General features: G+C 70.3%; 19 protein-coding genes. 7 read left to right on the top strand and 12 right to left on the bottom strand.

Annotation, left to right across the window (positions count from 1 at the left end; translation table 11 throughout):
• Nucleotides 1–73: 73 nt before the first annotated feature.
• Complete coding sequence (locus tag AABM36_RS00875; protein WP_019309886.1) at nucleotides 74–1,138, bottom strand: alcohol dehydrogenase; 1,065 nt, start codon at nucleotides 1,136–1,138, stop codon at nucleotides 74–76.
• A gap of 262 nt (nucleotides 1,139–1,400) precedes the next feature.
• On the opposite strand from AABM36_RS00875, the gene AABM36_RS00880 reads away from it, so the two are divergent.
• The gene (locus AABM36_RS00880; RefSeq protein ID WP_019309885.1) at nucleotides 1,401–1,955 is read left to right on the top strand and encodes a DinB family protein; all 555 of its coding nucleotides are present in this window, start codon (nucleotides 1,401–1,403) and stop codon (nucleotides 1,953–1,955) included.
• Nucleotides 1,956–2,067: 112 nt separating this feature from the next.
• On the opposite strand, the gene AABM36_RS00885 is transcribed toward AABM36_RS00880, so the two are convergent.
• Nucleotides 2,068–2,481 (bottom strand): hypothetical protein, encoded by a 414-nt coding sequence (locus tag AABM36_RS00885; protein ID WP_047978869.1) that lies wholly within the window; start codon nucleotides 2,479–2,481, stop codon nucleotides 2,068–2,070.
• A gap of 282 nt (nucleotides 2,482–2,763) precedes the next feature.
• Here AABM36_RS00885 and AABM36_RS00890 point away from each other — a divergent pair, with 282 nt between their 5' ends.
• On the top strand, nucleotides 2,764–3,759 hold the full coding sequence (locus AABM36_RS00890) for a hypothetical protein (RefSeq protein ID WP_019309882.1): 996 nt from the start codon (nucleotides 2,764–2,766) through the stop codon (nucleotides 3,757–3,759).
• Nucleotides 3,759–4,478: a succinate dehydrogenase/fumarate reductase iron-sulfur subunit gene (locus tag AABM36_RS00895; RefSeq protein WP_019309881.1), complete on the top strand. Its 720-nt coding sequence runs from the start codon at nucleotides 3,759–3,761 to the stop codon at nucleotides 4,476–4,478. The genes AABM36_RS00890 and AABM36_RS00895 overlap by 1 nt, the downstream gene beginning before the upstream one ends.
• Before the next feature lie 32 nt (nucleotides 4,479–4,510).
• On the opposite strand, the gene AABM36_RS00900 is transcribed toward AABM36_RS00895, so the two are convergent.
• Genes AABM36_RS00900 through AABM36_RS00910 form a run of 3 tightly spaced genes read right to left on the bottom strand, consistent with a single transcriptional unit; the run spans nucleotide 4,511 to nucleotide 7,322 of the window.
• The gene (locus AABM36_RS00900) at nucleotides 4,511–5,104 is read right to left on the bottom strand and encodes a NifU family protein (RefSeq protein WP_047979419.1); all 594 of its coding nucleotides are present in this window, start codon (nucleotides 5,102–5,104) and stop codon (nucleotides 4,511–4,513) included.
• Entirely contained in the window at nucleotides 5,101–7,029 is a 1,929-nt protein-coding gene (gene feoB / locus AABM36_RS00905) for a ferrous iron transporter B (protein ID WP_257744256.1), read from the bottom strand. Before feoB ends, AABM36_RS00900 begins: the two co-directional genes overlap by 4 nt.
• Entirely contained in the window at nucleotides 7,026–7,322 is a 297-nt protein-coding gene (locus tag AABM36_RS00910; RefSeq protein ID WP_047979421.1) for a FeoA family protein, read from the bottom strand. The genes feoB and AABM36_RS00910 overlap by 4 nt, the downstream gene beginning before the upstream one ends.
• A gap of 249 nt (nucleotides 7,323–7,571) precedes the next feature.
• Here AABM36_RS00910 and AABM36_RS00915 point away from each other — a divergent pair, with 249 nt between their 5' ends.
• Nucleotides 7,572–8,822 (top strand): YkvI family membrane protein, encoded by a 1,251-nt coding sequence (locus AABM36_RS00915; protein ID WP_257744257.1) that lies wholly within the window; start codon nucleotides 7,572–7,574, stop codon nucleotides 8,820–8,822.
• Nucleotides 8,823–8,981: 159 nt separating this feature from the next.
• Here the strand turns inward: AABM36_RS00915 and AABM36_RS00920 are convergent, their stop codons facing one another.
• Both AABM36_RS00920 and ilvD read right to left on the bottom strand, forming a co-directional pair.
• Nucleotides 8,982–10,469, bottom strand: a complete 1,488-nt coding sequence (locus AABM36_RS00920; protein WP_047979185.1) for an alanine/glycine:cation symporter family protein — start codon at nucleotides 10,467–10,469, stop codon at nucleotides 8,982–8,984.
• Between the two features lie 156 nt (nucleotides 10,470–10,625).
• Nucleotides 10,626–12,464 carry a dihydroxy-acid dehydratase gene (ilvD, locus tag AABM36_RS00925; RefSeq protein ID WP_423446758.1) on the bottom strand — a complete coding sequence of 613 codons (1,839 nt, stop codon included), beginning with the start codon at nucleotides 12,462–12,464 and terminating at the stop codon, nucleotides 10,626–10,628.
• 479 nt (nucleotides 12,465–12,943) lie between these two features.
• On the opposite strand from ilvD, the gene AABM36_RS00930 reads away from it, so the two are divergent.
• On the top strand, nucleotides 12,944–14,470 hold the full coding sequence (locus AABM36_RS00930; RefSeq protein WP_047979186.1) for a gluconokinase: 1,527 nt from the start codon (nucleotides 12,944–12,946) through the stop codon (nucleotides 14,468–14,470).
• 38 nt (nucleotides 14,471–14,508) lie between these two features.
• On the opposite strand, the gene bioD is transcribed toward AABM36_RS00930, so the two are convergent.
• The 5 genes from bioD to bioB form a co-directional block, all read right to left on the bottom strand.
• Nucleotides 14,509–15,228 (bottom strand): dethiobiotin synthase, encoded by a 720-nt coding sequence (gene bioD / locus AABM36_RS00935; protein WP_121566444.1) that lies wholly within the window; start codon nucleotides 15,226–15,228, stop codon nucleotides 14,509–14,511.
• Nucleotides 15,229–15,366: 138 nt separating this feature from the next.
• Nucleotides 15,367–16,416: an 8-amino-7-oxononanoate synthase gene (locus tag AABM36_RS00940; RefSeq protein WP_423446761.1), complete on the bottom strand. Its 1,050-nt coding sequence runs from the start codon at nucleotides 16,414–16,416 to the stop codon at nucleotides 15,367–15,369.
• 80 nt (nucleotides 16,417–16,496) lie between these two features.
• Nucleotides 16,497–17,786, bottom strand: coding sequence for an ISL3 family transposase (locus AABM36_RS00945; RefSeq protein ID WP_019310332.1), 1,290 nt, complete (start codon nucleotides 17,784–17,786; stop codon nucleotides 16,497–16,499).
• 185 nt (nucleotides 17,787–17,971) lie between these two features.
• Nucleotides 17,972–19,333 carry an adenosylmethionine--8-amino-7-oxononanoate transaminase gene (gene bioA / locus AABM36_RS00950; protein ID WP_145000124.1) on the bottom strand — a complete coding sequence of 454 codons (1,362 nt, stop codon included), beginning with the start codon at nucleotides 19,331–19,333 and terminating at the stop codon, nucleotides 17,972–17,974.
• The gene (gene bioB, locus AABM36_RS00955; RefSeq protein ID WP_423446763.1) at nucleotides 19,326–20,741 is read right to left on the bottom strand and encodes a biotin synthase BioB; all 1,416 of its coding nucleotides are present in this window, start codon (nucleotides 20,739–20,741) and stop codon (nucleotides 19,326–19,328) included. The genes bioA and bioB overlap by 8 nt, the downstream gene beginning before the upstream one ends.
• Before the next feature lie 262 nt (nucleotides 20,742–21,003).
• Here bioB and AABM36_RS00960 point away from each other — a divergent pair, with 262 nt between their 5' ends.
• On the top strand, nucleotides 21,004–21,531 hold the full coding sequence (locus AABM36_RS00960; RefSeq protein WP_144802017.1) for a TetR family transcriptional regulator: 528 nt from the start codon (nucleotides 21,004–21,006) through the stop codon (nucleotides 21,529–21,531).
• Between the two features lie 193 nt (nucleotides 21,532–21,724).
• Nucleotides 21,725–22,219 (top strand): GNAT family N-acetyltransferase, encoded by a 495-nt coding sequence (locus tag AABM36_RS00965; protein WP_144802020.1) that lies wholly within the window; start codon nucleotides 21,725–21,727, stop codon nucleotides 22,217–22,219.
• Nucleotides 22,220–22,520 lie beyond the last annotated feature (301 nt).

Here is a 22,520-nt window from a genome sequence, read left to right on the forward strand (position 1 = left end):
CGCCGTCGCCAACCCGTGAGATCGGGGCGGCGACGGCGTCGTCGTGCGCGGTGGGCACGGGGCCCGGTGCAGGTCAGTCCGCCACGAGCACCGCGCGGCCGTTGACGGTGCGGTTGCGCAGTCCCTCCAGGGACGCGTTGACCTGCTCGGCGCTGAGCGGGACCTCCACGATGGGCGGCCGGGGCAGGTCCACGTCCTGGGCGAGCTGCACGAGCTCCTTGAGCTCGGGGAGGCTGCCCACGAAGTTGCCGCGGATGTTCAGCAGGTTGAACGCCGCGAGCGCGGTGGGGAACGAGTACTGGCCGCCGAACAGCCCCACGCTCACCAGGGTGCCGCCGTTGGCCATGGCGAACAGCGCGGCGCTGGAGGTGTCCCCGTTGTTGACCAGGTCGATGGCCGCGGCGATCTTCTCCCCGCCGGCCGCGACGATGTCCTTGACCAGGTTCTCCCCGCCCACGGTCACGGTCGCGGAGGCGCCAACCGCGGTGGCATTCTCCAGGGCGGCCTGGCTCATGTCCACGGCCACGATGTTCTCGTGGCCCAGGGCCTTGAGCACGGCAATGGTCATGAGCCCCACGCCGCCGGCGCCGATCACGGCCACGGGCTTGTCCGCGGGAACCGGCATGATCTTCTGCACGGCGGAGAAGGACGTCAGCCCGGAGCACGCGAGCGTGGCGCCGAAGGACGGGTCGATGTCGCCCAGCGGGATCAGGTAGCGCTCCCCCGGAACGTGCACCTCCTCGGCGTAGCCGCCCCTGCGCTGCACGGACAGGTTGCGCTTCTTCCCGCTGCAGTAGTTCTCGCGGTCCTCCCGGCAGGCCTTGCACTCGCCGCAGCCGATCCAGGGGTAGACGATGTACTTGGTGTCACCGGGCTGCACGGTGGCGTCCGGGCCGGTGGCCACCACTTCCCCCACGATCTCGTGGCCGAGCACCACCGGGTACTGGGCACCCGCGGCGGTCAGTTCGTAGTGGCCGGCGTCGCCGAGGTCGAAGTAGCCGTCCTGACAGTGCACGTCCGAGTGGCACACCCCCGAGTGCGTGACCCGGACGATGACGTCCGTCCCCTCCAGGGCCGGGCGGTCGACGTCCATCTCCTCCGCCGGGGAACCGGGCTCTGCGTGACCGAAGACCTTCATGGTTGCTCCTTCGCAGCATATTCGGATGTGCACTTCACATGTGGGCTGCACTGTCACTGTAGGCCGCGTCACACAGAGGCAACACCGGTTCGGGGCATCATGTCGACTCTGGAGTAACAACTGCGCACGGCGGCCCGGGCGCTGCGCCAGCGCACCACGACGCGGCGGGGCTGGGGCAATCGACGCGCGGGGCGGGACTGCGGGGCCGAGCGGCGTCGTCCGCCGGTGTGGCACACGGCGGTCCGGCGCCCCGAGGCCTAGTGTGAGCCGCATGACATCACCCGCCGTGGACGAGCATGGCCGCCCAGAACCGCCCCAGCGCGGAGACGAGACCACCACCCTGTTCGGGTTCCTGGACTTCCTGCGTGCGACGATCCGCTGGAAGACGGAGGGACTGAGCACGGAACAGCTGCACAGCAGACCGCTGCCCACCTCCATGACACTGGGCGGGATGCTCAAACACCTCGCCTACGTGGAGGACCACTGGTTCTGCCACGTGCTCGGCGGGCGTGAACCGTGCTCACCGTGGGATGCGGTGGAGTGGCAGCAGGACCCCGACTGGGACTGGAACTCGGCCCCGGACGACGACGCCGCGCAGCTGCGGTCCCTCTGGTCCTCAGCCGTGGAGACGTCTCGGCAGCGGTGGGTCCTCTTCGCCGCGGAGCACGCCAACCCGCTGGACGCCCCGGTGAAACGGCCCGTTGGCGGAGACATGAGCGCGCGCTGGGTGATCACCCACATGATCGAGGAGTACGCCCGCCACTGCGGCCACGCGGACCTGCTGCGGGAGGCGCTCGACGGAGTCACGGGGGACTGAGCGGACGGCAGACCGGCCCGTGGTACTGGCGGGGCCGCGGGGACGGCTAGCGGGACGCCGTCTGCCGCGCCTCCCGCACATCCCGGCGGATGTTCACACCGGGGCTCCGCGCTCAGCTGTCCCGCTCCAGCAAGCCCTTGTACCGCTCGGTCGTGAGCTTCGAGAACAGCAGCAGCACGAGAGCCGAGACGACGCTGACCAGCACGAGCCCCACGGACCACGGCACCCACACGGAGAAGAGCGCGGCAATCACCAGCACGAACACGACGGCGGAGCAGATCTGGGTGGCCACTGTGTTCCGGGTCAGGGCCAGGAATGCGGCGTCCACGAGCGTGTCCACCAGCATGAGCACCACCAGGACCACGCACGTGGCCAGGAACTGAGCCAGCAGGGTGAGCGGCCCGGTGGCCTGGTGTTCCCCGAAGACCTGCCACAGCACCTGGGGAGCCATCACCGCCAGCGGGATCCCCGCCAGCACCAGACACAGCTCCGCCAGCGTGCCCCACTCCTTGGCCGTGCCGCTCATGACGCACTCGTGAGCTTGATGGGGAACGCGCGCGTGTACCCCTCGGCGAGGTCGTCGTATCCAGGCTGCATGGTCTCCACGCTCACACACCACGGCCGGCACCTCAAGAGCGGCGCAGCGCAGCCGCCCCCGAGCACGACACCCGGACGTGCGCGCGGGACGCACCGCAGCGGCGTCGTGCGACCCCCGGGGCGGGTGCCGTGTCCGGTGCGCAACGGGCATGACCGCGTGTGACCCCGGGAACTGATGACCCTCCCGGGGAGCTTCTAAGATGGCTCAGTGATGAACCCCGCCACCCCTCCCTCGCGCCAGGGCACCGCACCGACCGCTGCGCCGCCCCCGCGCCGGGCCGCAGACGCCACCGCCGGCGACGACGCCGCCCCGGCGACCACGGGCGCGTGGCAGGCCTCGGTGGGAGCGGCGTCGAACGCAGACCTGAAACTCGCGATGGCCGCCTCTGGGACTGTGCTGAGCGTGTTCACCGTGGGACACATGGCGGGCAACATGCAGGTCTACCTGGGGCGGGAGCGGTACAACCGCTACGCGCTGCTGCTGCGCCACGCGGGCGCGCCGGTCCTGCCCGCGAACACCCTGCTGTGGGCGGCGCGGATCGGGCTGCTCGCGAGCACGGCCACCCACGTGGCCGCCGGCACGGACCTGACCCTGCGGGCTTGGCGCGCCGAGGGACGCACCGTGGCGGGAACCGTCCGGCAGGTCACGCGGCAGGTCGCCACGGTGGTGGACCGGCGCCCCCGCCTCGCGCTGCCCGGGCGACCCACGGGCGCACCCGAGCGGTCGACGGGCACAGCAAAGGTTTACCGTCGCGCCCCGTTCGACGGCGCCTTCCTCCCGGGCCGCTTCGAGGCCGATGCCCCCCGCCGTCGCCCCCGGGGACGACGCCGCTCGGTCCCCCAGGTCATCGCCCGCTCCATGCGCTCCACGGGTGCGGTGCTCGGCCTGTTCGTGACCTATCACGTGCTGGACCTGACCACGGGCACCCGCCCGGCGGCCTCGCGTGCCTTCAAGCACGGGGACGCCTACGGGAACCTGGTGGGCAGCCTCTCCCGGCCCGTGGTGGCGGTGTTCTACACGACCTCCATGGCGGCGCTGGCCGGGCACATGGTCCACGGGCTCCGCACGGCCGCGCTGGACACCGGGCTCACGACCACGGCCCGGCGCGTGCACCGGGTGGATGTCGCCGCGAAGGCCGTGGGCGCCGTCGTCGCCGTGGGCAACGCGAGTATTCCCCTGGCCGTATCCTTCAAGGTGGTGCGCTGATGCTGCTGACCGTGCACGTGTGGCGCCAGGCGGACGCCGACACCCCCGGGGGCTTCGAGACCGTCCACCCCGTCCAGGCGCGCGAGGACATGAGCGTCCTCGAGCTGCTGGACGCCGTCAACGAGACCCTGGAACGCCAGGGGGACGAGCCCGTGAGCTTCGACGACGGCTGCCGCGAGGGCATCTGCGGCAAGTGCGGCGTGACCGTGGACGGCGTGCCGCACGGCCCGGACCGCAACAGGGCCTCGTGCATGCAGTCCCTGAACGCCTACCGGGACGGGGACGAGGTCTTCCTCGAACCCCTGCGCGCCGGGGCGCTGCCCGTCACGAAGGACCTGGCCGTGGACAAGAAATCCCTGCGGCGTGTGTCCAAGGAGGCCAAGTTCCCGGTGGCCATGAAGGCGCTGAACACCGCCGGCTGCATCAGCTGCGGCGCGTGCATCGCCGCGTGCCCCAACGGTTCCGGACAGCTGTTCGTGGGCACCATGCTCAAGCACCTGCCGCCGCTGGCCAAGACCCCCGAGGAACGTGACGAGCGCGCCGCCAAGGTCCTGGACGCCGCGGACCGGGAGTTCGGTCCGTGCTCCCTGCTGGGGGACTGCACCGAGGTGTGCCCCGCGGGGCTGCCGCTGGAGAACCTCACGTCGGTGGCACGGGAGAACCTGCACCGCAGCTTCCCGGACCGGTACCCGGCACCCGGAGGGCCCACCGAGCGCTGAGACCCGACGGCACCGCCCCGCCGTGGCGGGCCTCACCCGCCGTGGGCGCGGCGGCTGAGGCCCGGGAACGGGAGCCATGCCTGCCCACCGCGCGGAGCAGCGGCGCGTGCGGAGCCGCCAACTGCCACCACCACAGCCTCCGGATCCCACCGCCGCAGCGCGGCCTGGAAACGGTCCTGCAGGGTGGTCTTCGCCGCAGGGCATCCGTGGCACGCCCCCTCCAGCGCCACCGTCACCGTGTGGCCCTCCACTCCGGAGATCTCGATGCGCCCGCCGTGGGCGCCGGCCACGGGGGCGACCTCCCGCTCCAGCACGGTGTGGGCCAGCCGACGCAGGTCCTCAACGCCCAGCTCCCGGGGCTCGGAAGTCGCGACATGCTCCACGACCGCGCCCCGCACCCGCCCTGCGGCCTCCCGCCAACTCCGGCCCGGGGCCAGCGTGGTGTCGATCCACCCCGCACCGCCGTCCAGCGCCACGAGTGTCCCGTCCACCAGCAGCCGGGCCAGCCCCTCACCGGGATCCGTCGCGACCCGCGCGAAGGAGTCCGTGCGCCCGGTCAGCACCCACCGAACTACTGCGGGGTCCTGCTGGACCTCGGGGTGCAGGGAGACGTCCGCGGCTCTCACGCGACCACGAGCCCGGTGATCCAGTGGCCCAGCCACGCGCTCCCGTAGGCCAGCGCGAACATGTAGACCACGGCCAGTGCCGGCCACTTCCACGAGTTGGTCTCCCGCCGCATGGTCGCCAGCGTGGACACGCACTGCATGGCGAACGCGAAGAACAGCATGAGTGCCACGATGGTGGGAGCGGTGAACACCTGCTCCCCCTGGTGGGGTCCGTGGGTGTAGGTCATCTGCTGCAGGGCCTCACCCGGATCCTCCGGGTCCTCCGCCGCGGCCACCTGCCCCATGGTGGAGACGAAGACCTCGCGGGCGGCGAAGGAGCCGATCAGGCCGATGTCCACCCGCCAGTCGAAGCCGAGGGGCTCGAACACCGGCTCCACGGCGCGTCCGGCCATCCCCGCGAACGAGTGCTCCATGACGTAGGACTGCGCCTCGGCCTCGTCCATGTGCGCGGTCTCGGCCTCACGCGCGGGGAAGTTGATGAGCACCCACAGCACCGCGGTGACCACCAGGATGATGGTGCCCACCTTCCGCAGGAACATCCACACCGGGCTCCACACCGCGCGCAGGATTCCGCGCAGCGTGGGGATCCGGTAGGGCGGCATCTCCAGGTAGAACGGCAGCGCCCCGCGCCGCAGCAGGGTGGCCTTGAAGATGCGCGCCACCACCAGGGAGGCCAGACCGCCCAGCAGGTACATGCCGAACAGCGCGGCGCCCTGCATGGAGAACGGACCCAGCCGGGCGTCGTCGGGCACCAGGAGTGAGATCAGCAGGAGGTACACGGGCAGCCGGGCCGAACAGGTCATGAGCGGTGCGGACATGATCGTGGCGATCCGGTCCCGCGAGGACGGCATGGTGCGCGTGGCCATGATCCCGGGCACCGCGCACGCTGTGGAGGACAGCATGGCCACGAAAGCGCGCCCGTCCAGGCCGCTGCGGGCCATGATCCGATCCATCAGGAATGCCGCACGGGACATGTACCCCACGGACTCGAGGATTGAGATCATGAGGTAGAGCAGCAGGATCTGGGGGAGGAACACGAGCACACCGCCCACACCGCCGATCAGCGCCGTGCCCACGAAGTCCGCCGCGAAGCCGGACCCCAGGGTCTGCGCCCCGAGCTCTCCCCAGTGGTCGAACACGGCCTGGATGGCGTTCTGGATGGGTGCGGCCACGGTGAAGATGACCTGGAAGAAGCAGAACATCACGGCCAGGAAAACGAGTGTTCCCCACACGGGGTGCAGCAGCACCCGGTCGATCCTGGAGGTGGCCACGGACGCCCACGGAGCCTTGTACTGCGCGGAGTCGAGCACGGAGCGGATCCACCCGCTCAGCTGCGCGTCCTCCCCGCACGGCGGGGGGACGAGGGCCACGGGCCAGTCGGCGGCGCCACCCAGCAGCTCGCGGACCTCCGCCACACCGCGGCCCCGGTGGGCGACGGTCTCGACCACCGGTACACCGAGCGCGCGGGAGAGCGCCGAGATGTCCACGTCCCCGCCGCGGGCCCGCAGCTCGTCCACCATGGTGAGCACCACGGCCGTGGGACGCCCCAGCGCCAGCGCTTCGGCGCACAGTCCCAGGGACCGGTACAGCGTGGTGGAGTCCATGACCACGAGAAGTGCGTCCGGCGCGGCGTCGCTGTCCAGCCGACCGTGGAGGTGGTCCAGGACCACCTCTTCATCCGGGCTGGCCGGTTCCAGGGAGTACGTCCCCGGGAGGTCCGTCACGGTCACGGACCCGGACGGCGTCCGCGCCGTGCCGCGGGAACGGGTGACCGTGACACCGGGATAGTTCCCCGTGGCCGCGGACAGCCCGGTGAGCCGGTTGAACAGGGAGGACTTGCCGGTGTTGGGGGAGCCCAGGAGCGCAACCTCCAGGGTGCCCTCCAGGGTTCCCACGCCGCTCCCGGTGGAGCTGTGGCAGCTCACGACGCCGCTGCCACCGGCTCCGCAGCCACCTCACCGATCCGCACGGCCCGCGCCTGGTCCGTGCGCAGACAGACCTCGGCCCCGCACACACGGAAGAGGATGGGACTGCCCATCGGGGCGCGGCGCAGACACGTGACCTGTTCTCCCTCGCGGAACCCGAGAGCCCCCAGGCGGCGGCGCACCACGGGGTCCAGGGCGTCCTCGAGGAGCGCGATGCAGGCGTCCTCGCCGGGCTTCACGTCGCACAGGGTGGCGCACGGCGACGTGCTGCTCCCCCGCTGGTTGCGCTTCATGTCCACGACCCCCGAGTCCGGCTCTGCTCGCAGGAGGCCGCACCGACCCCCGACTGCTCTTACGTCAATTCTGCGTTCCAGAATTCTCTAAGGCAAGCCTAACCTGCACCGCGCCCGCACCGTCCTCACCCCCGAATGTGACCTGAGGGCGCACCGAGGGCATTCCCTATGCTTGGAGGGTGGCCGGGTAGAATCTTCCGCCGCACACCGTGCCGCCGCACCATCCGACCACTCCGAGGAGCTGCTCTCGTGTCCGCCAAGAAAACCACCCAAGTCGCCCTGGCCTTCATCGGCCTCATGGTGGGCGCAGGATTCGCGACGGGACAGGAGGTCATCCAGTACTTCATCTCCTTCGGCGTGTGGGGCCTGGCGGGCGCGCTGCTCGCTGGCATCCTGATGGTTGCCGCCGGTGCCGTGATCATCAACATCGGCAGCTACTTCATGGCCGACGAGCACCTGGCCGTCTTCCGTTCGGTGTCCGCCCCCGTGATCTCCCGGTTCCTGGACATCTCCGTGTCCCTCACCCTGCTGGCCATGGGCATCGTGATGCTCGCCGGCGCCGGTTCCACCCTGGAGCAGCAGTTCGGACTTCCCGCATGGATCGGCTCCGCCGTCATGCTGGTCATCGTGATGCTCACGGGCCTGCTGGACGTCAACAAGGTCACCAACATCATCTCCGGGGTCACCCCTCTGATCTTCCTGGCCGTGATCATCGCCTTCGGATACGCGGTCACCCAGCTCCCCGTGGACTTCGCCGCGCTCAACGACCTCGCCGTCCAGGCGGACTCCCCCGTGAGCCCGTGGTGGCTGTCCGCCATCAACTACACCTGCATGGCTCTGATGCTCGGCGTGTCCATGTCCCTGGTGATCGGCGGCAACACCCTGAGCCCCCGGGACGCCGGACGCGGCGGACTGCTGGGCGGTGCCGTCTACACGGTGCTGCTGCTCATGAACGCGTTCGCCCTGCTGGTCACGTTCGAGTCCGTGGGCGAGGCCGACGTCCCCATGCTCCAGCTGTTCGAAACCATCCACCCGATGGCGGCCCTCGCCATGGTGTTCGTGACGTTCGTGATGATCTACAACACCTGCATCAGCATGTTCTACGCCCTGGGCCGTCGCGTGACCGTGAACCACCGCAAGCGCTACGTCCCGGTGTTCCTGGGGCTGTGCGTGGTGGGTTACCTGTTCAGCCTCTTCGGCTTCGACACCCTGATGAGCGTGGTCTACCCGATCATCGGCTACGTGGGCATGGTCCTGGTGGTCGTCATGTTCATCTGGTGGATCCGCAACCGTGAGGCCATCAGCGCCGAGGCCGGGCGCCGCAACCGCATCCGCGCGCTCATGACCATGCGCGGTGACGACAGCAAGGAGTTCTCGGAGTACAACGAGAACCAGCTGCGCGACGCCACCGAGGAGTCCCCCGCGGACAACGACACCCTCACCGGTGCCATCGAGGTCCAGGTCGAGCGTGAGCTCGGCGGGGACAAGCAGTCCTCCTGACGACGCCGCTGGGTCGCCTCCCACAGCACCGCAACCCGCTCTGCACACCCTGCAGGACATGACGAAACCCCCGGCAGCGGCCGGGGGTTTCGTCATGGACGGGAGCGGGCGGCGTCGTGATCCGGTGCGGACGGATCCGCCGTGCGCCCGCGGGAGGGTTCAGCCGCGGGCGGTGTTCTTCTCCTGCGTGCGCTGCTCCCAGAAGATCGGCAGGGTCACGGTGTCCGTGCCGTCCCAGGCGGAGAGCCCGTGGATGCCGGGGATGTCACCGGCCTTGAACACGGGCTCCACGCCGGCCTTGCGCTGCTCCATGTAGTTCTGCAGCACCTTGACGGCCACGCCGGAGAGCATGACCAGGGCGATCAGGTTCAGCGTGGCCATGAACGCCATGAACAGGTCCGCGAGCGACCACACGAGATCCAGGGCCAGCACCGAGCCCATGAACACGCTCACCAGCACGGCGAAGCGGTAGACGTTCATGACGGTCTTGGACTGGGTCATGAACCGGACGTTGGACTCGCCGTAGTAGTAGTTGCCGATCACCGAGGACCACGCGAACATGAAGATCGCGATGGTCAGGAAGTGCACGGCCCACTCGCCCAGCTGCATGCCCAGAGCGGTCTGCGTGAGGGACGCACCCTGACGCTGGTCCCCGTAGCTGGGGTTGGACAGCAGCACGATGAACGCGGTCACCGAGCACACCAGCATGGTGTCGAAGAAGACGCCCAGGGACTGCACGAAGCCCTGCTTGGCGGGGTGGGAGATGGACGCGGTCGCACCGGCGTTCGGGGCGGAGCCCATGCCGGCCTCGTTGGAGAACAGGCCGCGCTTCATGCCCTGCACCACCACGCCGATCAGACCACCGGTCACGAACTCCTGGATGCCGAACGCGCCCTGGATGATCATGGCGAACATCGCGGGGACCTCGGTGATGTTGAGGACGACCACCAGCAGGCCCAGGAAGATGTACATCACGGCCATCACGGGCACGACCACCTGGGTGACCGCGGAGATGGAGCGGATCCCGCCGAAGACCACCGCGGCGGTCAGCACCACCACGACAAGGCCCAGCACCACGCGCAGCCACATGTTCTGCCCGTTGGTCACGTCGATGTTCAAGGAACCGGCCACGGCGTCCACGATCGAGTTGGACTGCACGGAGTTGAACACGAAGCCGTAGGTCACGGTGATGATGACGGCGAACAGCACGCCCATCCACCGCTTGTTGAGCCCGCGCTCCATGTAGTACGCCGGACCGCCCACGTAGCCGTCCGCCGTCTTGATCTTGTAGAGCTGGCCCAGCAGGGACTCCACGAACGCGCTCGCGGCCCCGATCGCGGCGATGACCCACATCCAGAACACGGCGCCGGGCCCGCCCAGGGTGATGGCGATGGCCACGCCGGCGATGTTGCCCGTGCCCACGCGCGCCGCCGCCGAGACGGTGAACGCACGGAAGGAGGAGATGCCCTTGCGGCCGCCCTCCTCACCCGGCGGGTCGGTCAGCACGCGGAACATCTCGGGGATGCCGCGCAGCTGGATGCCCTTGGTGCGGATGGTGAGGTACAGGCCCACGCCGATGAGGATGGCGAAGACCACGTACCAGATGGTGTCGCCCACCGTCTGGACGAGCTCGGTCAGTGCTTCCATGGAGAACTCCGGGATCTACGGGAGGTCCCGGGCCACGGGGCTGGTCCAGCCTTCTGAGGGCCCGGGCGGGAAATAGTGTGTGCTGTCGCACCAATTCAGCACACAGTATCCGATTCCTGCCCGGGTTCAGGGGACCTCAGGGGCGAGCGGTCGAGATCAGTCCTCGACCACGCGCACCGCACCCTTGTCCGCACTGGTCACCATGGACGCGTACGCCTTCAGCGCCTTGGACACCCGGCGCTCGCGCGGCCTGGTGGGCTTCCAGGGGGCATCCCCCTTCTGCTGGCGACGGCGCGCGAGCTCGGCGTCGTCCACGTTGACCCGCAGCACGCGGTTCTCCACGTCGATCTCGATCTCGTCCCCGTGCTCCACGAGGCCGATGGCCCCGCCCGCGGCGGCCTCCGGGGAGATGTGCCCGATCGACAGCCCGGACGTGCCGCCCGAGAAGCGGCCGTCCGTGATGAGCGCGCACGTCTTACCCAGGCCCAGGCCCTTGAGATAGCTGGTGGGGTAGAGCATCTCCTGCATCCCGGGGCCGCCCTTGGGGCCCTCGTACGCAATGACGACGATGTCCCCCTCCGTCACGTTCTTGGAGAGGATCTCGTGCACGGCCTCGTCCTGGGACTCCACCACGAACGCCCGGCCCGTGAAGTGGAACAGCTCGGGGTCGATGCCCGCGGTCTTGATGACCGCGCCGTCCTCCGCGATGTTGCCGAACAGCACGCACAGCCCACCCTCCGCGGTGTAGGCGTGCTCCACGGAGCGGATGCAGCCCTCGGCGGCGTCCACGTCGTGGTCCTCGTACTCGTTGGCCTGCGAGAACGCCTGGGTGGTGCGCACCCCGCCGGGAGCCGCGAGGAAGAAGTCGCGGGCGGCGTCGGACGCCTTGCCCGAGCGGATGTCCCACTCGTCCAGCCACTCGCCCATGGTCTGGGAGTGCACGGTGTGGACGTCCTCGTTGAGCAGCCCCCCGCGGCGCAGCTCGCCGAGGATCGCGGGGATGCCGCCGGCGCGGTGCACGTGCTCGATGTGGAACTTTGTGGAGTTCGGCGCCACCTTCGCCAAGCACGGCACGCGGCGGGAGAGGGCGTCGATGTCCGAGAGGGTGAAGTCCACCTCGGCCTCCTGCGCGGCGGCCAGGATGTGCAGCACGGTGTTGGTGGAGCCGCCCATGGCGATGTCCAGGGCCATGGCGTTCTCGAACGCGGCCTTGGTGGCGATGTTCCGCGGCAGCACGGACTCGTCGTCCTGCTCGTAGTACTTCTTCGCGGACTCCACCGCTCGGCGACCGGCCTCCAGGAACAGCCGCTTGCGGTTGACGTGGGTGGCCAGCGTGGTGCCGTTGCCGGGCAGGGAGAGCCCCAGCGCCTCGGTGAGGCAGTTCATGGAGTTGGCGGTGAACATCCCGGAGCACGAGCCGCACGTGGGGCACGCGTTCTCCTCGATCTGCGCGAGCTGCGCGTCCGTGACGGACTCGTCCACGGCCAGGGACATGGCATCCACCAGGTCCACGCGGTGCTCCACCACGCCCTCCACACCCTCGCCGGACTCCATGGGTCCGCCGGAGACGAACACCACGGGGATGTTCAGCCGCAGCGCCGCCATGAGCATGCCCGGGGTGATCTTGTCGCAGTTGGAGATGCACACCAGCGCGTCCGCGCAGTGGGCGTTGACCATGTACTCCACGGAGTCCGCGATGATGTCCCGCGAAGGCAGCGAGTACAGCATGCCGTCGTGGCCCATGGCGATGCCGTCGTCCACCGCGATGGTGTTGAACTCCTTGGCCACGCCCCCGGCCTCCTGGACCGCGGACGCCACCAGGTCACCCATGTTCTTGAGGTGCACGTGGCCGGGGACGAACTGCGTGAACGAGTTCGCAATCGCCACGATCGGCTTCCCGAAGTCCTCGCTCCCCATGCCCGTGGCCCGCCAGAGGGCGCGCGCTCCCGCCATGTTGCGGCCGGTGGTGGACGTTGCTGAACGCAGCTGCGGCACTGTGGTTCCTTCCCGAAAGACAGTGCCGGGGCGGGCCGTCGCTCTCCAACCCCGCCCCGGCACACGTGTTGCGCCCCAGCCTACGCGCGGCCCCGGGGCGGGTTTCACATCGCGGTCACGGATCTCACATCCCGGACTTTAGTTGCAGGCACCGCTCCTCCCGCCGACGACGCCGCACGGCCAGCTCCCCGCCCCGCCTCACCGTTCTCCGCCGTGCAACCGCCCCGCTGAGCGGGCTTGCTCCCCTGTGCCGCGATCCGCAGCGTCTGAGGTGCAGTTCTACCCGGAATTTCCGCGAAATCCGGGGCAGAACCGCACCTCAGGCGTTCCCGCCCCAGGGGCTGCGAAGGCGCCCCGCCCGCGGGAGCCTCCGAGCGGCGTCGTGCCCCGTGGTGCGGCGACCCCGGCGGCGGTTCCTAGACTGGGGCGCAGACCACCGAAACCCGAGAGCCCGCGGCGGACGCGGGATCAGGAGAGACATGGGCAAGCACAAGAGGACACCCCGCCCGCACGACGGCGCCGACTTCGCGGTGGACCTGGAGGACGCGCGAGATCCGCTGGTGATGACGCTGGACATCGGTTCCACCGCGACCCGCGGCTCCCTCTACGACGCCACCGGCACGCCCGTGCGCCACTACCGGGACAAGGTTCCGCACGAGTTCACCACCGCGTCCGACGGCACGTCCGTGATGGACCCGGACCAGGTGGTCGGGGAGATCACGGAGATCCTGGACCGCGTGTGCGACCGGCCGGAGCTCGCGGGGCGCGTGGGCGGCGTCGGGCTGGACTCCTTCGCATCCTCCCTGGTGGGCGTGGACGCCGACGGCGAGGCCGTGACCGAGTGCTTCACGTACGCGGACTCCCGGTGCGCGCCGCAGCTCGCGCGGCTGCGGGAGGAGCTGGACGAGCGCGAGGTGCAGCAGAAGATGGGCGCGCGGCTGCACACGAGCTACCTGGCGCCGCGCTTCCGGTGGCTGCGGGAGACCCGGCCGGAGGACTTCGAAGCCGCGGAGCGGTGGCTGAGCATTGGCGAGTACGTGTGGCTGCGGCTGCTCGGGACCACCGCCGCCGGCACTGCGACCGCAGCGTGGACGGGGCTGCTGAACCGGCGCTCGGGCAACTGGGACCAGCGCATGCTCCGGATTGCGGGGATCACCGAGGAGAAGCTGTCCCCGATCCTGGAACCCCACGAGCCCCTGCCGGACGTGGACCCCTCACGCGTGCAGCGGTGGCGAGGGCTCTCGGAGGCGCGGTGGTTCGCGCCGGTCGCGGACGGGCTGTGCGCGAACATCGGGGTGGGTGGCACGGACGAGCGCACCATCGTGGCGTCCGCGGCCACCTCCGGGGCCATGCGCGTGCTGCTGCACCACCGCCCGCAGGACATCCCGCCGGGACTGTGGTGCTACCGCATCGACTCCTCCCGGTGCCTGCTGGGCGGGGCGCTCAACGACGTGGGGCGCGCGGTGAGCTGGTTGCAGGACACCTTAGCCCTGGACACCGAGGTGCTGAACGGGATCGCCGCCGCCCCCGTGAGCGCCGAGACCCCCGGCGTGCTGCCGTTCCTCACGGGTGAGCGCTCCACGGGGTGGGCGGGCAGCGCGCGAGCGGTGTTCTCAGATGTCTCCGCCACCACGGACGCACCCGCCATGGCCCGCGGGATGCTCGAGGGAATCGCAGGGTCCTACCGCCGGGTCTCCGACGAGCTGGAGAGCGCCTCCACGGGCGTGGAACGGATCGTGGCCGCCGGGCGGGTCACCCAGGAGCTGCCCTCGTGGCTGCAGATCCTGGGCGACTACCTGGGCACTCCCGTGATCCACCAGACAATAAAGCGCTCCACGTGCCGGGGCAACGCCCTGCTGATGCTGGAGTCGCTGGCGCCAAACGTGGAGCGGTCCTCGCCGGAGCCCGCGGCCACGTACTCCCCGCGTGAGGCGGCGCAGGAGCACTACCGCCTGGTCCACGAACGGTTCGAGCGCCTCTACGGGGCCACGGTGGCGGGGGGCTGAGAGCGGCACGACGACGCCGGCCCCCGCCTTTCCAGCAATCAGCGGCTCCCGTGCCCCCATCCTTGCGGGACGGCACCCAGCAGCGGGATGCGCTGCCCGTCGAGCGCCGGGAGGTCCGCCAGGTACTCACGGTTGGAGGTGTGCAGGCGGTCGGGCTCTGTGGGCCAGCTGCCCAGGACCACCCCGGCCACGTTGACTCCGCGGTGCAGCAGGGCCTCCAGGCTCAGCAGGGTGTGGTTGAGGGTGCCAAGGTCCGGGCGGGCCACCAGGACGGTCTGCGCACCGAGCGCCTCCTCCTGCTGCAACGCTGCCGCCAGATCGGCAATCGTGCGCCGGTCTCCATCCAGCTCCACGAGAACGCCGCCGCTGCCCTCCACCAGCACGAGGTCGTGGGATTCTTGTAGTTCCAGGATTTTCGCCACGTGGGCCGTGATCGGCAGCAGCTCCACCCCGTCGATGGCCGCGGCGGGAGGGGGCGCCATGGGTTCGGTCAGCCGCTGCCCCTCCGCAATGGTGAGCGCCTCTGACGGGACGCCGGCGGCGCGGGCCAGCCGGGCGACGTCGTGCACGTCCCCCGGGTCGTCACCGCGCATGCCGGTTTGCTGAGGCTTGTAGACGGCGATCCGGCGGCGCCCCGCGTACCAGCCGGCCACGGCGAGAGCAGCCGTGGCGTAGGTCTTGCCCACGTCGGTGTCCGTTCCCGTCACCACCACGGTGCGCGGGAGCGACAAAAAGATGCCGTTCAAAGGATTTTTCATGGTGTCTCCTGCCCGTTGCTGATGTGGTGGCGAAGGACCGTAGCGAGGACCGCCCACGCCCTGCGTGCCGCGCCCGGGGACGTGCTCCCCCTGGGCCACCGCTGGAACAGAGCGCGTGGACTCGTAGCCCGGGACCGCTCACGGGGTGACCGGGTCACCCCCGGACACGTCCGCCAGCACCTCCCGGACGTGATCCAGCGCTCCCGACAATTCCTGTAATTCCATGTTTCCTGGCGCCGTGATGCGCAGGCGGCTGATGCCGTCCGGCACCGAGGGCGGACGGAAACAGCCCACCGCGACACCCCGGGCCCCCAGCTGCTCCGCGGCCCGAACCGCAGACTCCGGAGTGACCATGGGCACGGACTGCACCGCCGCCCTGGCGTGCGGGATGTTCAGCGCGGACGCCACGAATCGCGCCCGCTCGTGCAACCGGGCCGCCAGCTCGGGGGCTTCCCCGATGATCCGCGCGGCCTCAGTCGCGGCCGCCGCGGACGTCGGTGCCAGGGCCGTGTCGAAGATGAACGGGCGAGCCGTGTTGACCAGGTGCTCCCGCAGGGCGGGTGAGCCGAGCACCGCCCCGCCCTGCGCGCCCAGCGCCTTGGACAGCGTGAGCGTCAGCGCCACGTGCGGGGATCCCGCAAGCCCGAGCTCGTGCACGAGCCCCCGCCCTCCGCCGGCCACGCCGATGCCGTGCGCCTCGTCCACGAGCAGGAGCGCATTCTGCCGCTTGCACGTCTCCGCGAGCTCCCTGAGCGGTGCATGATCACCCCACACCGAGTAGACCGATTCCACGACCACGATCGCGCGTGTCTCAGAGCGCTCGGCCAGCAGTTCCGCCACGTGCGCGACGTCCGAGTGCCGCGCGATCCGCACCGGCGAGCGGGACAGCCGGGCCCCGTCAACCAGCGATGCGTGCGCGTGGGTGTCCGAGACGATGAGCGTGTCCGCGTCTCCCAGCGCAGTGAGCACGCCGGTGTTGGCGGCGTACCCGCTCGAGAACGCCAGCGCCGCGGGCTGGCCGGTGAGCGCGCACAGCTCCCGTTCCAGCCACTCGTGGATCCCCAGCGTGCCCGTGACCAGGCGCGAGGCGCGTGATCCGGTGCCGAACTCCTCCAGCGCCGCACGGGCCGCGGCCACGACGCGCGGGTCCCGGGAGAGCCCCAGGTAGTCGTTCGACGCCAGATCCACGCAACCGCCGGGGAGGCACCGCAGCCGACGCCGCAGTCCCGCCTTCTCGGCTCTTCAACTTTGAGCGTGGTGCTGGGTGTTCACGCCGCGATCGGTCGGGGCGCATAGCCAATGATGCGGCATCTGTAGTTCCGATGGTTGCGGTACCCGCGCCCGACCCTCTTGATCGTCTTGGCGGTCAGGTTCGCCGCCTCGGTGCGAGCGTTCGTGACCCTGGTTCGGCAGAAGGTGAGCAGCTCACGACGCCAGGCCAGCAGGGTCCGGAACAGCGCGGCCGGCTCGGGCAGGTGGGTGGCTCGCACGGCGCTCTCAAGGCGGGCCCAGTGCCGCTGGAAGGAGGGCGTGTCGGTGGCGGTGAGGACCTGGCGGACGTGTTCCTTGATGCCCCACGCGACGGCCAGCTCGACGTCCTCGGCCAGGATCTGCTGCAGCTTGGTGCGCTGCCGGACGGTGAGCCGGTCACCGGCGCAGGTGAGCAGCTTGCGGTACTTCCACGGGGTGTCGGTCGCCCGCCCTCGGCGCTCGTGCAGCTCCCACACCCGGCGCCTCCTCACCTTGGTGACCATCTCGTTGGCCAGCCGCACCACGTGCCAGTGGTCCACGCTGACCTTCGCCCGCGGTAGTGCCTTGCGGACCGCGGCCCGGAACTCACTCGACATGTCCAGGGCGACGACCTGCACCCGCCGGCGCCACCACCGCGGCCGCGCCGCGAGCCAGGAGGTGACGACCTTGCCGCGGCGGCCGTCGACGACGTCCAGGATCGCGCCGTCGTCCAGGTCGGTGAACACGATGGACCACGGCTCGACCCGCTTCACCGCGTGGGTGTCCGGGTCGCGCAGGTAGCGCACGGTGCGGAACCGGTGCTCATCGATCCCCAGGTGCCGCACGTGCCGGCGGTCCACGCCGGTGTCCAGGTCCAGGGTGGTGGTGAGCATCCGCATCACCGTGGGCCAGGACAGGTGCGCCTCGTGCGCGACCCGGGACACCGCCCGCGGCTCGGCCCGGCAGGCGGATATCACCTGCTCGGTCAGCCGGGTCGTGACCCTCGCCCGCGCGGGCAGCTGCTCGGTCTCCTCGGTGAACGACCGCCGCGGGCACAACGACTCACGGCAGGCGTAGCGGCGCTTGCGCACGAGCACGTCGAGCCGCTCACCCCCGCACGGCACGTCCTTCACGCGCTGGGTAGGTCTTGCCTGGATCCGCGAGGACAGCACCCCGCAGGAGGGGCAGACGCCCTCGCTCGTGGTCGTCTCGATCAGCACCTGCCGCGGTTGCTCAACGCCGACGCCAGGGGTGGCCGAGACGACTCGGTAACCGGACAGGTTGAACAGGATCGACGCCGCATCGACGTCGAACGTAGGCTTGTGCACGCTCGCGGTCCTCGCTCATGAGATGTCTAGACAACACCCATGCTGGCGTAGGGCCGCGAGCCCTACTTCAGGGCCCCACCACGCTCAAAGTTGAAGAGCCGCCTTCTCCCGCTGCTCGCGTCGGTCGCAGAGCCAGTCGTCGAGCGGTCCTGCGGCATCCACTGTGCGTGCGGAAGCAGCAGCAGTCATGACCCGGCCTGCAGTTCCACGTGCTGGGCGGCTCGGAGCAGGGCGTAGGAGATCGTGCGGACCTCCTCGTCCGTGCACACGTACGGCGGCATGGTGTAGAGCAGCGTGCCGAAGGGGCGGAACCACACCCCCTGCTCCAGCGCCGTGCGGGTGAGGGCCGCCGGATCGGGTGCTTCGTGGAACTCCACGACCCCCACCCCGCCGATCACCCGCACGTCCTTGACCACCGACAGCTCAGCCGCCACAGGAAGGATCTCGCTGAAGGCCGCGGACAGGCGTGCCACGTCCTCCGACCATGTCTCGCGGAGCATACGAACTGACTGCAAGGCCACGGCGCACGCGAGCGGGTTGCCCATGAACGTGGGCCCGTGCATGAGCGCGCGCTGCTCGGACGCGGTGATCACCTCCCCCACGACTGCGGAGACGAGCACCGCCGCCAGGGTCATGTACCCGCCCGTCAGGGCCTTGCCCACACACATCACGTCCGGGACCACATCCGCCCACTCGCTCGCGAACCACTTGCCGGTGCGCCCGAAGCCGGTGGCAATCTCGTCCACGATGAACACCAGGTCCAGCTCGTCCGCCAGGTCCCGCAGCGCCCGCAGGCACGTGGGGTGGTAGGTGCGCATTCCGCCCGCGCCCTGCAGCACGGGCTCCACGATGATCCCCGCGAGCTCACCCCGGTGCTTCCGCGCGGTGGCCCGAACGTCCTCGATCCACTGCGTCACGCTGCCCTCGTCCGCGTGCCACACGGTGCCGTCGGGCGTGGTGGCCGCCGGCGGGGGCGCCACGAACAGCTGTTCCGCCACCAGCCCCGAGAACTCGGCATGCATCCCGCCCTCGGGGTCGCACACGCTCATGGCCCCGGTGGTGTCCCCGTGGTAGCCGCCGCGGACCGTGAGGATGCGGCGGCGCTCCGGGCGCCCGCGGGCCGCCTGGTACTGCACGGCCAGCTTGAGGGCCACCTCCACGCTCACCGATCCGGAGTCCGCGAAGAACACGTGCTGCAGCTCGGGCGGGGTCACCTCCACCAGCAGCTCGGCGAGCTCCACGGCGGGCCGGTGCGTGAGGCCGCCGAACATCACGTGGGAGAACTCGGTGACCTGGTCCACGACCGCGCGGTCCAGCTCCGGATTCCGGTATCCGTGCACCGCGCACCACCACGAGGCCATGCCGTCGATCGCCTCGATGCGCTCACCCTCGGGGCTCACGAGCGTGAGGGTCACGCCCTCCGCCGCCTCCACGGTGTACGGGGCGGGGCCGTCCAGCGCGGCGTACGGGTGCCACAGCAGCCCGCGGTCCCGCGCGGCAAGACTTTCCCCGGGAGGCATATCTCCCACGGGGCCGGGCTCAGGCATTCGGCGCCACCGACGTGCCCGCACCACGACGCCGCACGGTCGGGCTCAGCTCCACCCGCACCCTGGTGTCGTCCTCGTCCCGCTCCGGGCCGTCCCCCGAGCCCAGCAGCGCCGCGAGGGCCGGAGACATCCCGGTGCCGGTCGGCGCGGACGACGCCGCGGTGTCGCGGGCCCGCGCCCGGTCGCCAGTGTTTCGGGAACCGGCCTCGCGGGAGCTGTCGACCGCCTCGACCGGCCCGCCCCGGGACACGTCAGCGGGGATACTCGCACCCTCGGGCTCAGAACCGTCACCGGACGCGGCCCCGGAACCAGCGGCCGATCCGCACACGGACCCGCACGGCGTCGTCGTCCGCTCCCCCGAGCCCTGCTCCGCACCGCTCCCCTGGGCCGCCGCCGGGCCGACGTGACGGTCCCGGGACGGATCCGGACCGGCCCCGAGGACGGTGAACCCGGCGTCGGCGATCATGGCCAGGTCCGCCTCGGCGGCCTGGCCCTCGGACGTGAGGTAGTCGCCCAGGAACAGCGAGTTGACCACGTGCAGGGCAAGGGGCTGCAGCGAGCGCAGGTGCATCTCGCGCCCGCCGGCCATCCGGATCTCCTTGTCCGGGCATACGAAGCGCACCACGGCGAGGATCTTGAGGCACTTCTGCGGGCTGAGCTGCCACATGCCGGCCAGGGGCGTGCCCTCGAACGGCATGAGGAAGTTGACGGGCACGGAGTCCGAGCCCAGGTCCCGCAGCGCGAACACCGCCTCGACGAGCTGCTCGTCCGTCTCGCGCATGCCCACGATCAGCCCCGAGCACGGGGACAGACCCGCGTCCTTGGCCCGCTCCACGGTGTCCACGCGGTCCTGGTAGGTGTGGGTGGAACAGATGGACTCGTAGTTGGACTCGGCGGTGTTGAGGTTGTGGTTGTACGCGTCCACGCCCGCGCCACTGAGGGACTCCGCCTGGCCGTCCTTGAGCAGACCGAGGCACGCGCAGACCTCCACGTCCGGGTGCTGCTCCTTGAGCGCCTCCACCGTGCGGGTCACGGTGCCCACCTCGCGGTTGGAGGGCCCGCGACCGCTGGCCACGAGGCACACGCGGCTGGCCCCGCCCTTGATGCCGTACTCGGCCTGCTCCACGGCCTGCTCGGGACTCAGCCACGAGTACTTGAGGATGTCCGTCCCGGCATTCAAGCGCTGGGAGCAGTAGCCGCAGTCCTCCGCGCACAGCCCGGACTTCAGGTTGACCAGGTAGTTCACCTTCACGGTCATCCCGAAGTGCTCGCGGCGCAGGCGTGCGGCGGCCGCCACCAGATCCAGCATGCCGGGATCGTCGGTGCGCAGGAGTTCGAGGGCTTCGTCCGGGGTCACGGGGGTGCCGGCGAGAACGCGCTCGGCCAGCTCTGCGGGGTTCTTGAACATTGTTCAATTATTGAACGGCGTTCAGGAAAGTCAATTCGTGACGGGAGCACGCGCGCCCATCGGGACGTACCCGACGTCGTCGCCCCTCACGGGCGGTCGCGCCTCGCAGAACGCGCCACCACGGGCAGGCCGGGCGTCCGAGCCTCCTCAGTGCCTGCAGGGCCCCGAACGACGGCGCCCGCACAGCACACATCCCACCCACCCCAACTCGGTAGAGTTTCCGCGGAACCCACACCCGGGCACGAGAGCAGGGAGGCACGCCGTGGCACTGGACCGCAGCCAGGTGGTGGATGCCGCGTGGCACATCCTGCAGACCTACGGCCTCGGCGACCTCTCCATGCGCCGCCTGGCCAGGGAGCTGGGCGTCCAGCCCGGGGCGCTCTACTGGCACGTGGCCAACAAGCAGGAGCTCCTCGCGGTCCTCGCGCAGCGCATGGTCGCCCCGCTCGAGACCCCCTCGGTCCGCCCCGCGCACACCGCGGACGACGACGCCGCCGCGCGCCTTCTCATCGCCCGGTTCCGTTCCGCGGTGCTCGCCGTGCGGGACGGCGCGGACGTGGTGAGTGTGGCGCACGCCCTGGATCCATTGGGGATGCAGCCCGTTCCGCTGCTCATCACGGCGCTGACGGACCGGGGCATGACCCCGGAGGACGCCGAGACGCTGGCCCTCACGCTCACCCGCTTCACCCTGGGATCCGTGACCGCCCAGCAGACCCGCGAGTCGATGGACCTGCCCACCGCCACCATGGACGCCGAGTTCGAGGCGGGCGTGCGCGCGATCCTGGCGTAGCGGCGGCGTCGTGGGCCGTGCGAGGCGTGGCCCGGCAAGCAGGACGCTGTGAGGTGGAGTAAATGCAGCATCGCGGCCGCGAATCTGCATCTGCTCCGTTATTGCAGGCGTTGAGAGGCGGACGTCCGCATGGTCCTGGTGCAGCGGCGGCGCCCCGCTGTCGTGCGCGAGCAGGACGGGGAAGAATGCCCGCATGACGACGACCTCTTTCACTCTGCGAGTGCCTTCGCCCGAGGACGCCCCGAGGATTGCTGAGGTCCACGTGCAGTCCTGGCGGGAGACCTACACGGGACTCGTGCCGGAGCACTTCTTCGGGGACGCCGCCCGGCAGGCGCGCCGGAAGATGTGGTCCCGGATGCTTGCTGACCCCGCCGTCCGTGACCGGCTGCGTGTGGCCGAGGTAGGCGGGACGATCGTGGGGTTCGCGGGTGCGGGCCGCCCCGAGGAGGAGGACCCTGCACGGGAGCTGGCCCTGCGCATGCTCTACGTGCTGCGGGACCACCACGGCAGCGGGGCGGGGCAGGCACTGCTCGACGCCGTTCTTGGCGAGGAGCCCGCGCAGCTGTGGGTGGCCGAGGCCAATCCCCGCGCAATCCGCTTCTACGAGCGCAACGGCTTCCGCGCGGATGGAGCCTCTTTGACCGAGCCCACTCTGGAGGACCTCCGCGAGATCCGCATGGTGCGCTGAGGCGCGAACCCCCGCAAGGTTGGAACAGCACCGCGCCCCCGCGACCATGTCTCGGCCGCCGGGCTCAGAACCGGGAAGAGGACCGGGACCACCGTCTGAGGCCATAGACGTACCACTCCAGCCCGCCGACCTCGCCAGTCGGGCCAGCACCACCAACCGCCCACCCCCGGACCGTGCGTCGTCCTGCCGGACATGACATGTGCCTGCACGCTGCCGCGATGGCCCGACGACAGGCACGGCCACCCATCAGACGATCTGACTAAAATCAACCACGGAGAGATATACACGGTCTCTAACGGGT

This window comes from Kocuria sp. KSNUG (assembly GCF_049532735.1).
GTDB classification, from domain to species: domain Bacteria; phylum Actinomycetota; class Actinomycetes; order Actinomycetales; family Micrococcaceae; genus Kocuria; species Kocuria rhizophila.

Bases quoted from the DNA above. Each gene is read 5' to 3' on its own strand.
- AABM36_RS00875 (WP_019309886.1), bottom strand. From the start codon at position 1,138: ATGAAGGTCTTCGGTCACGCAGAGCCCGGTTCCCCGGCGGAGGAGATG.
- AABM36_RS00885 (WP_047978869.1), bottom strand. From the start codon at position 2,481: ATGAGCGGCACGGCCAAGGAGTGGGGCACGCTGGCGGAGCTGTGTCTG.
- AABM36_RS00890 (WP_019309882.1), top strand. From the start codon at position 2,764: ATGAACCCCGCCACCCCTCCCTCGCGCCAGGGCACCGCACCGACCGCT.
- AABM36_RS00895 (WP_019309881.1), top strand. From the start codon at position 3,759: ATGCTGCTGACCGTGCACGTGTGGCGCCAGGCGGACGCCGACACCCCC.
- AABM36_RS00910 (WP_047979421.1), bottom strand. From the start codon at position 7,322: ATGAAGCGCAACCAGCGGGGGAGCAGCACGTCGCCGTGCGCCACCCTG.
- AABM36_RS00920 (WP_047979185.1), bottom strand. From the start codon at position 10,469: ATGGAAGCACTGACCGAGCTCGTCCAGACGGTGGGCGACACCATCTGG.
- AABM36_RS00930 (WP_047979186.1), top strand. From the start codon at position 12,944: ATGGGCAAGCACAAGAGGACACCCCGCCCGCACGACGGCGCCGACTTC.
- bioD (WP_121566444.1), bottom strand. From the start codon at position 15,228: ATGAAAAATCCTTTGAACGGCATCTTTTTGTCGCTCCCGCGCACCGTG.
- bioA (WP_145000124.1), bottom strand. From the start codon at position 19,333: ATGCCTGAGCCCGGCCCCGTGGGAGATATGCCTCCCGGGGAAAGTCTT.
- bioB (WP_423446763.1), bottom strand. From the start codon at position 20,741: ATGTTCAAGAACCCCGCAGAGCTGGCCGAGCGCGTTCTCGCCGGCACC.
- AABM36_RS00965 (WP_144802020.1), top strand. From the start codon at position 21,725: ATGACGACGACCTCTTTCACTCTGCGAGTGCCTTCGCCCGAGGACGCC.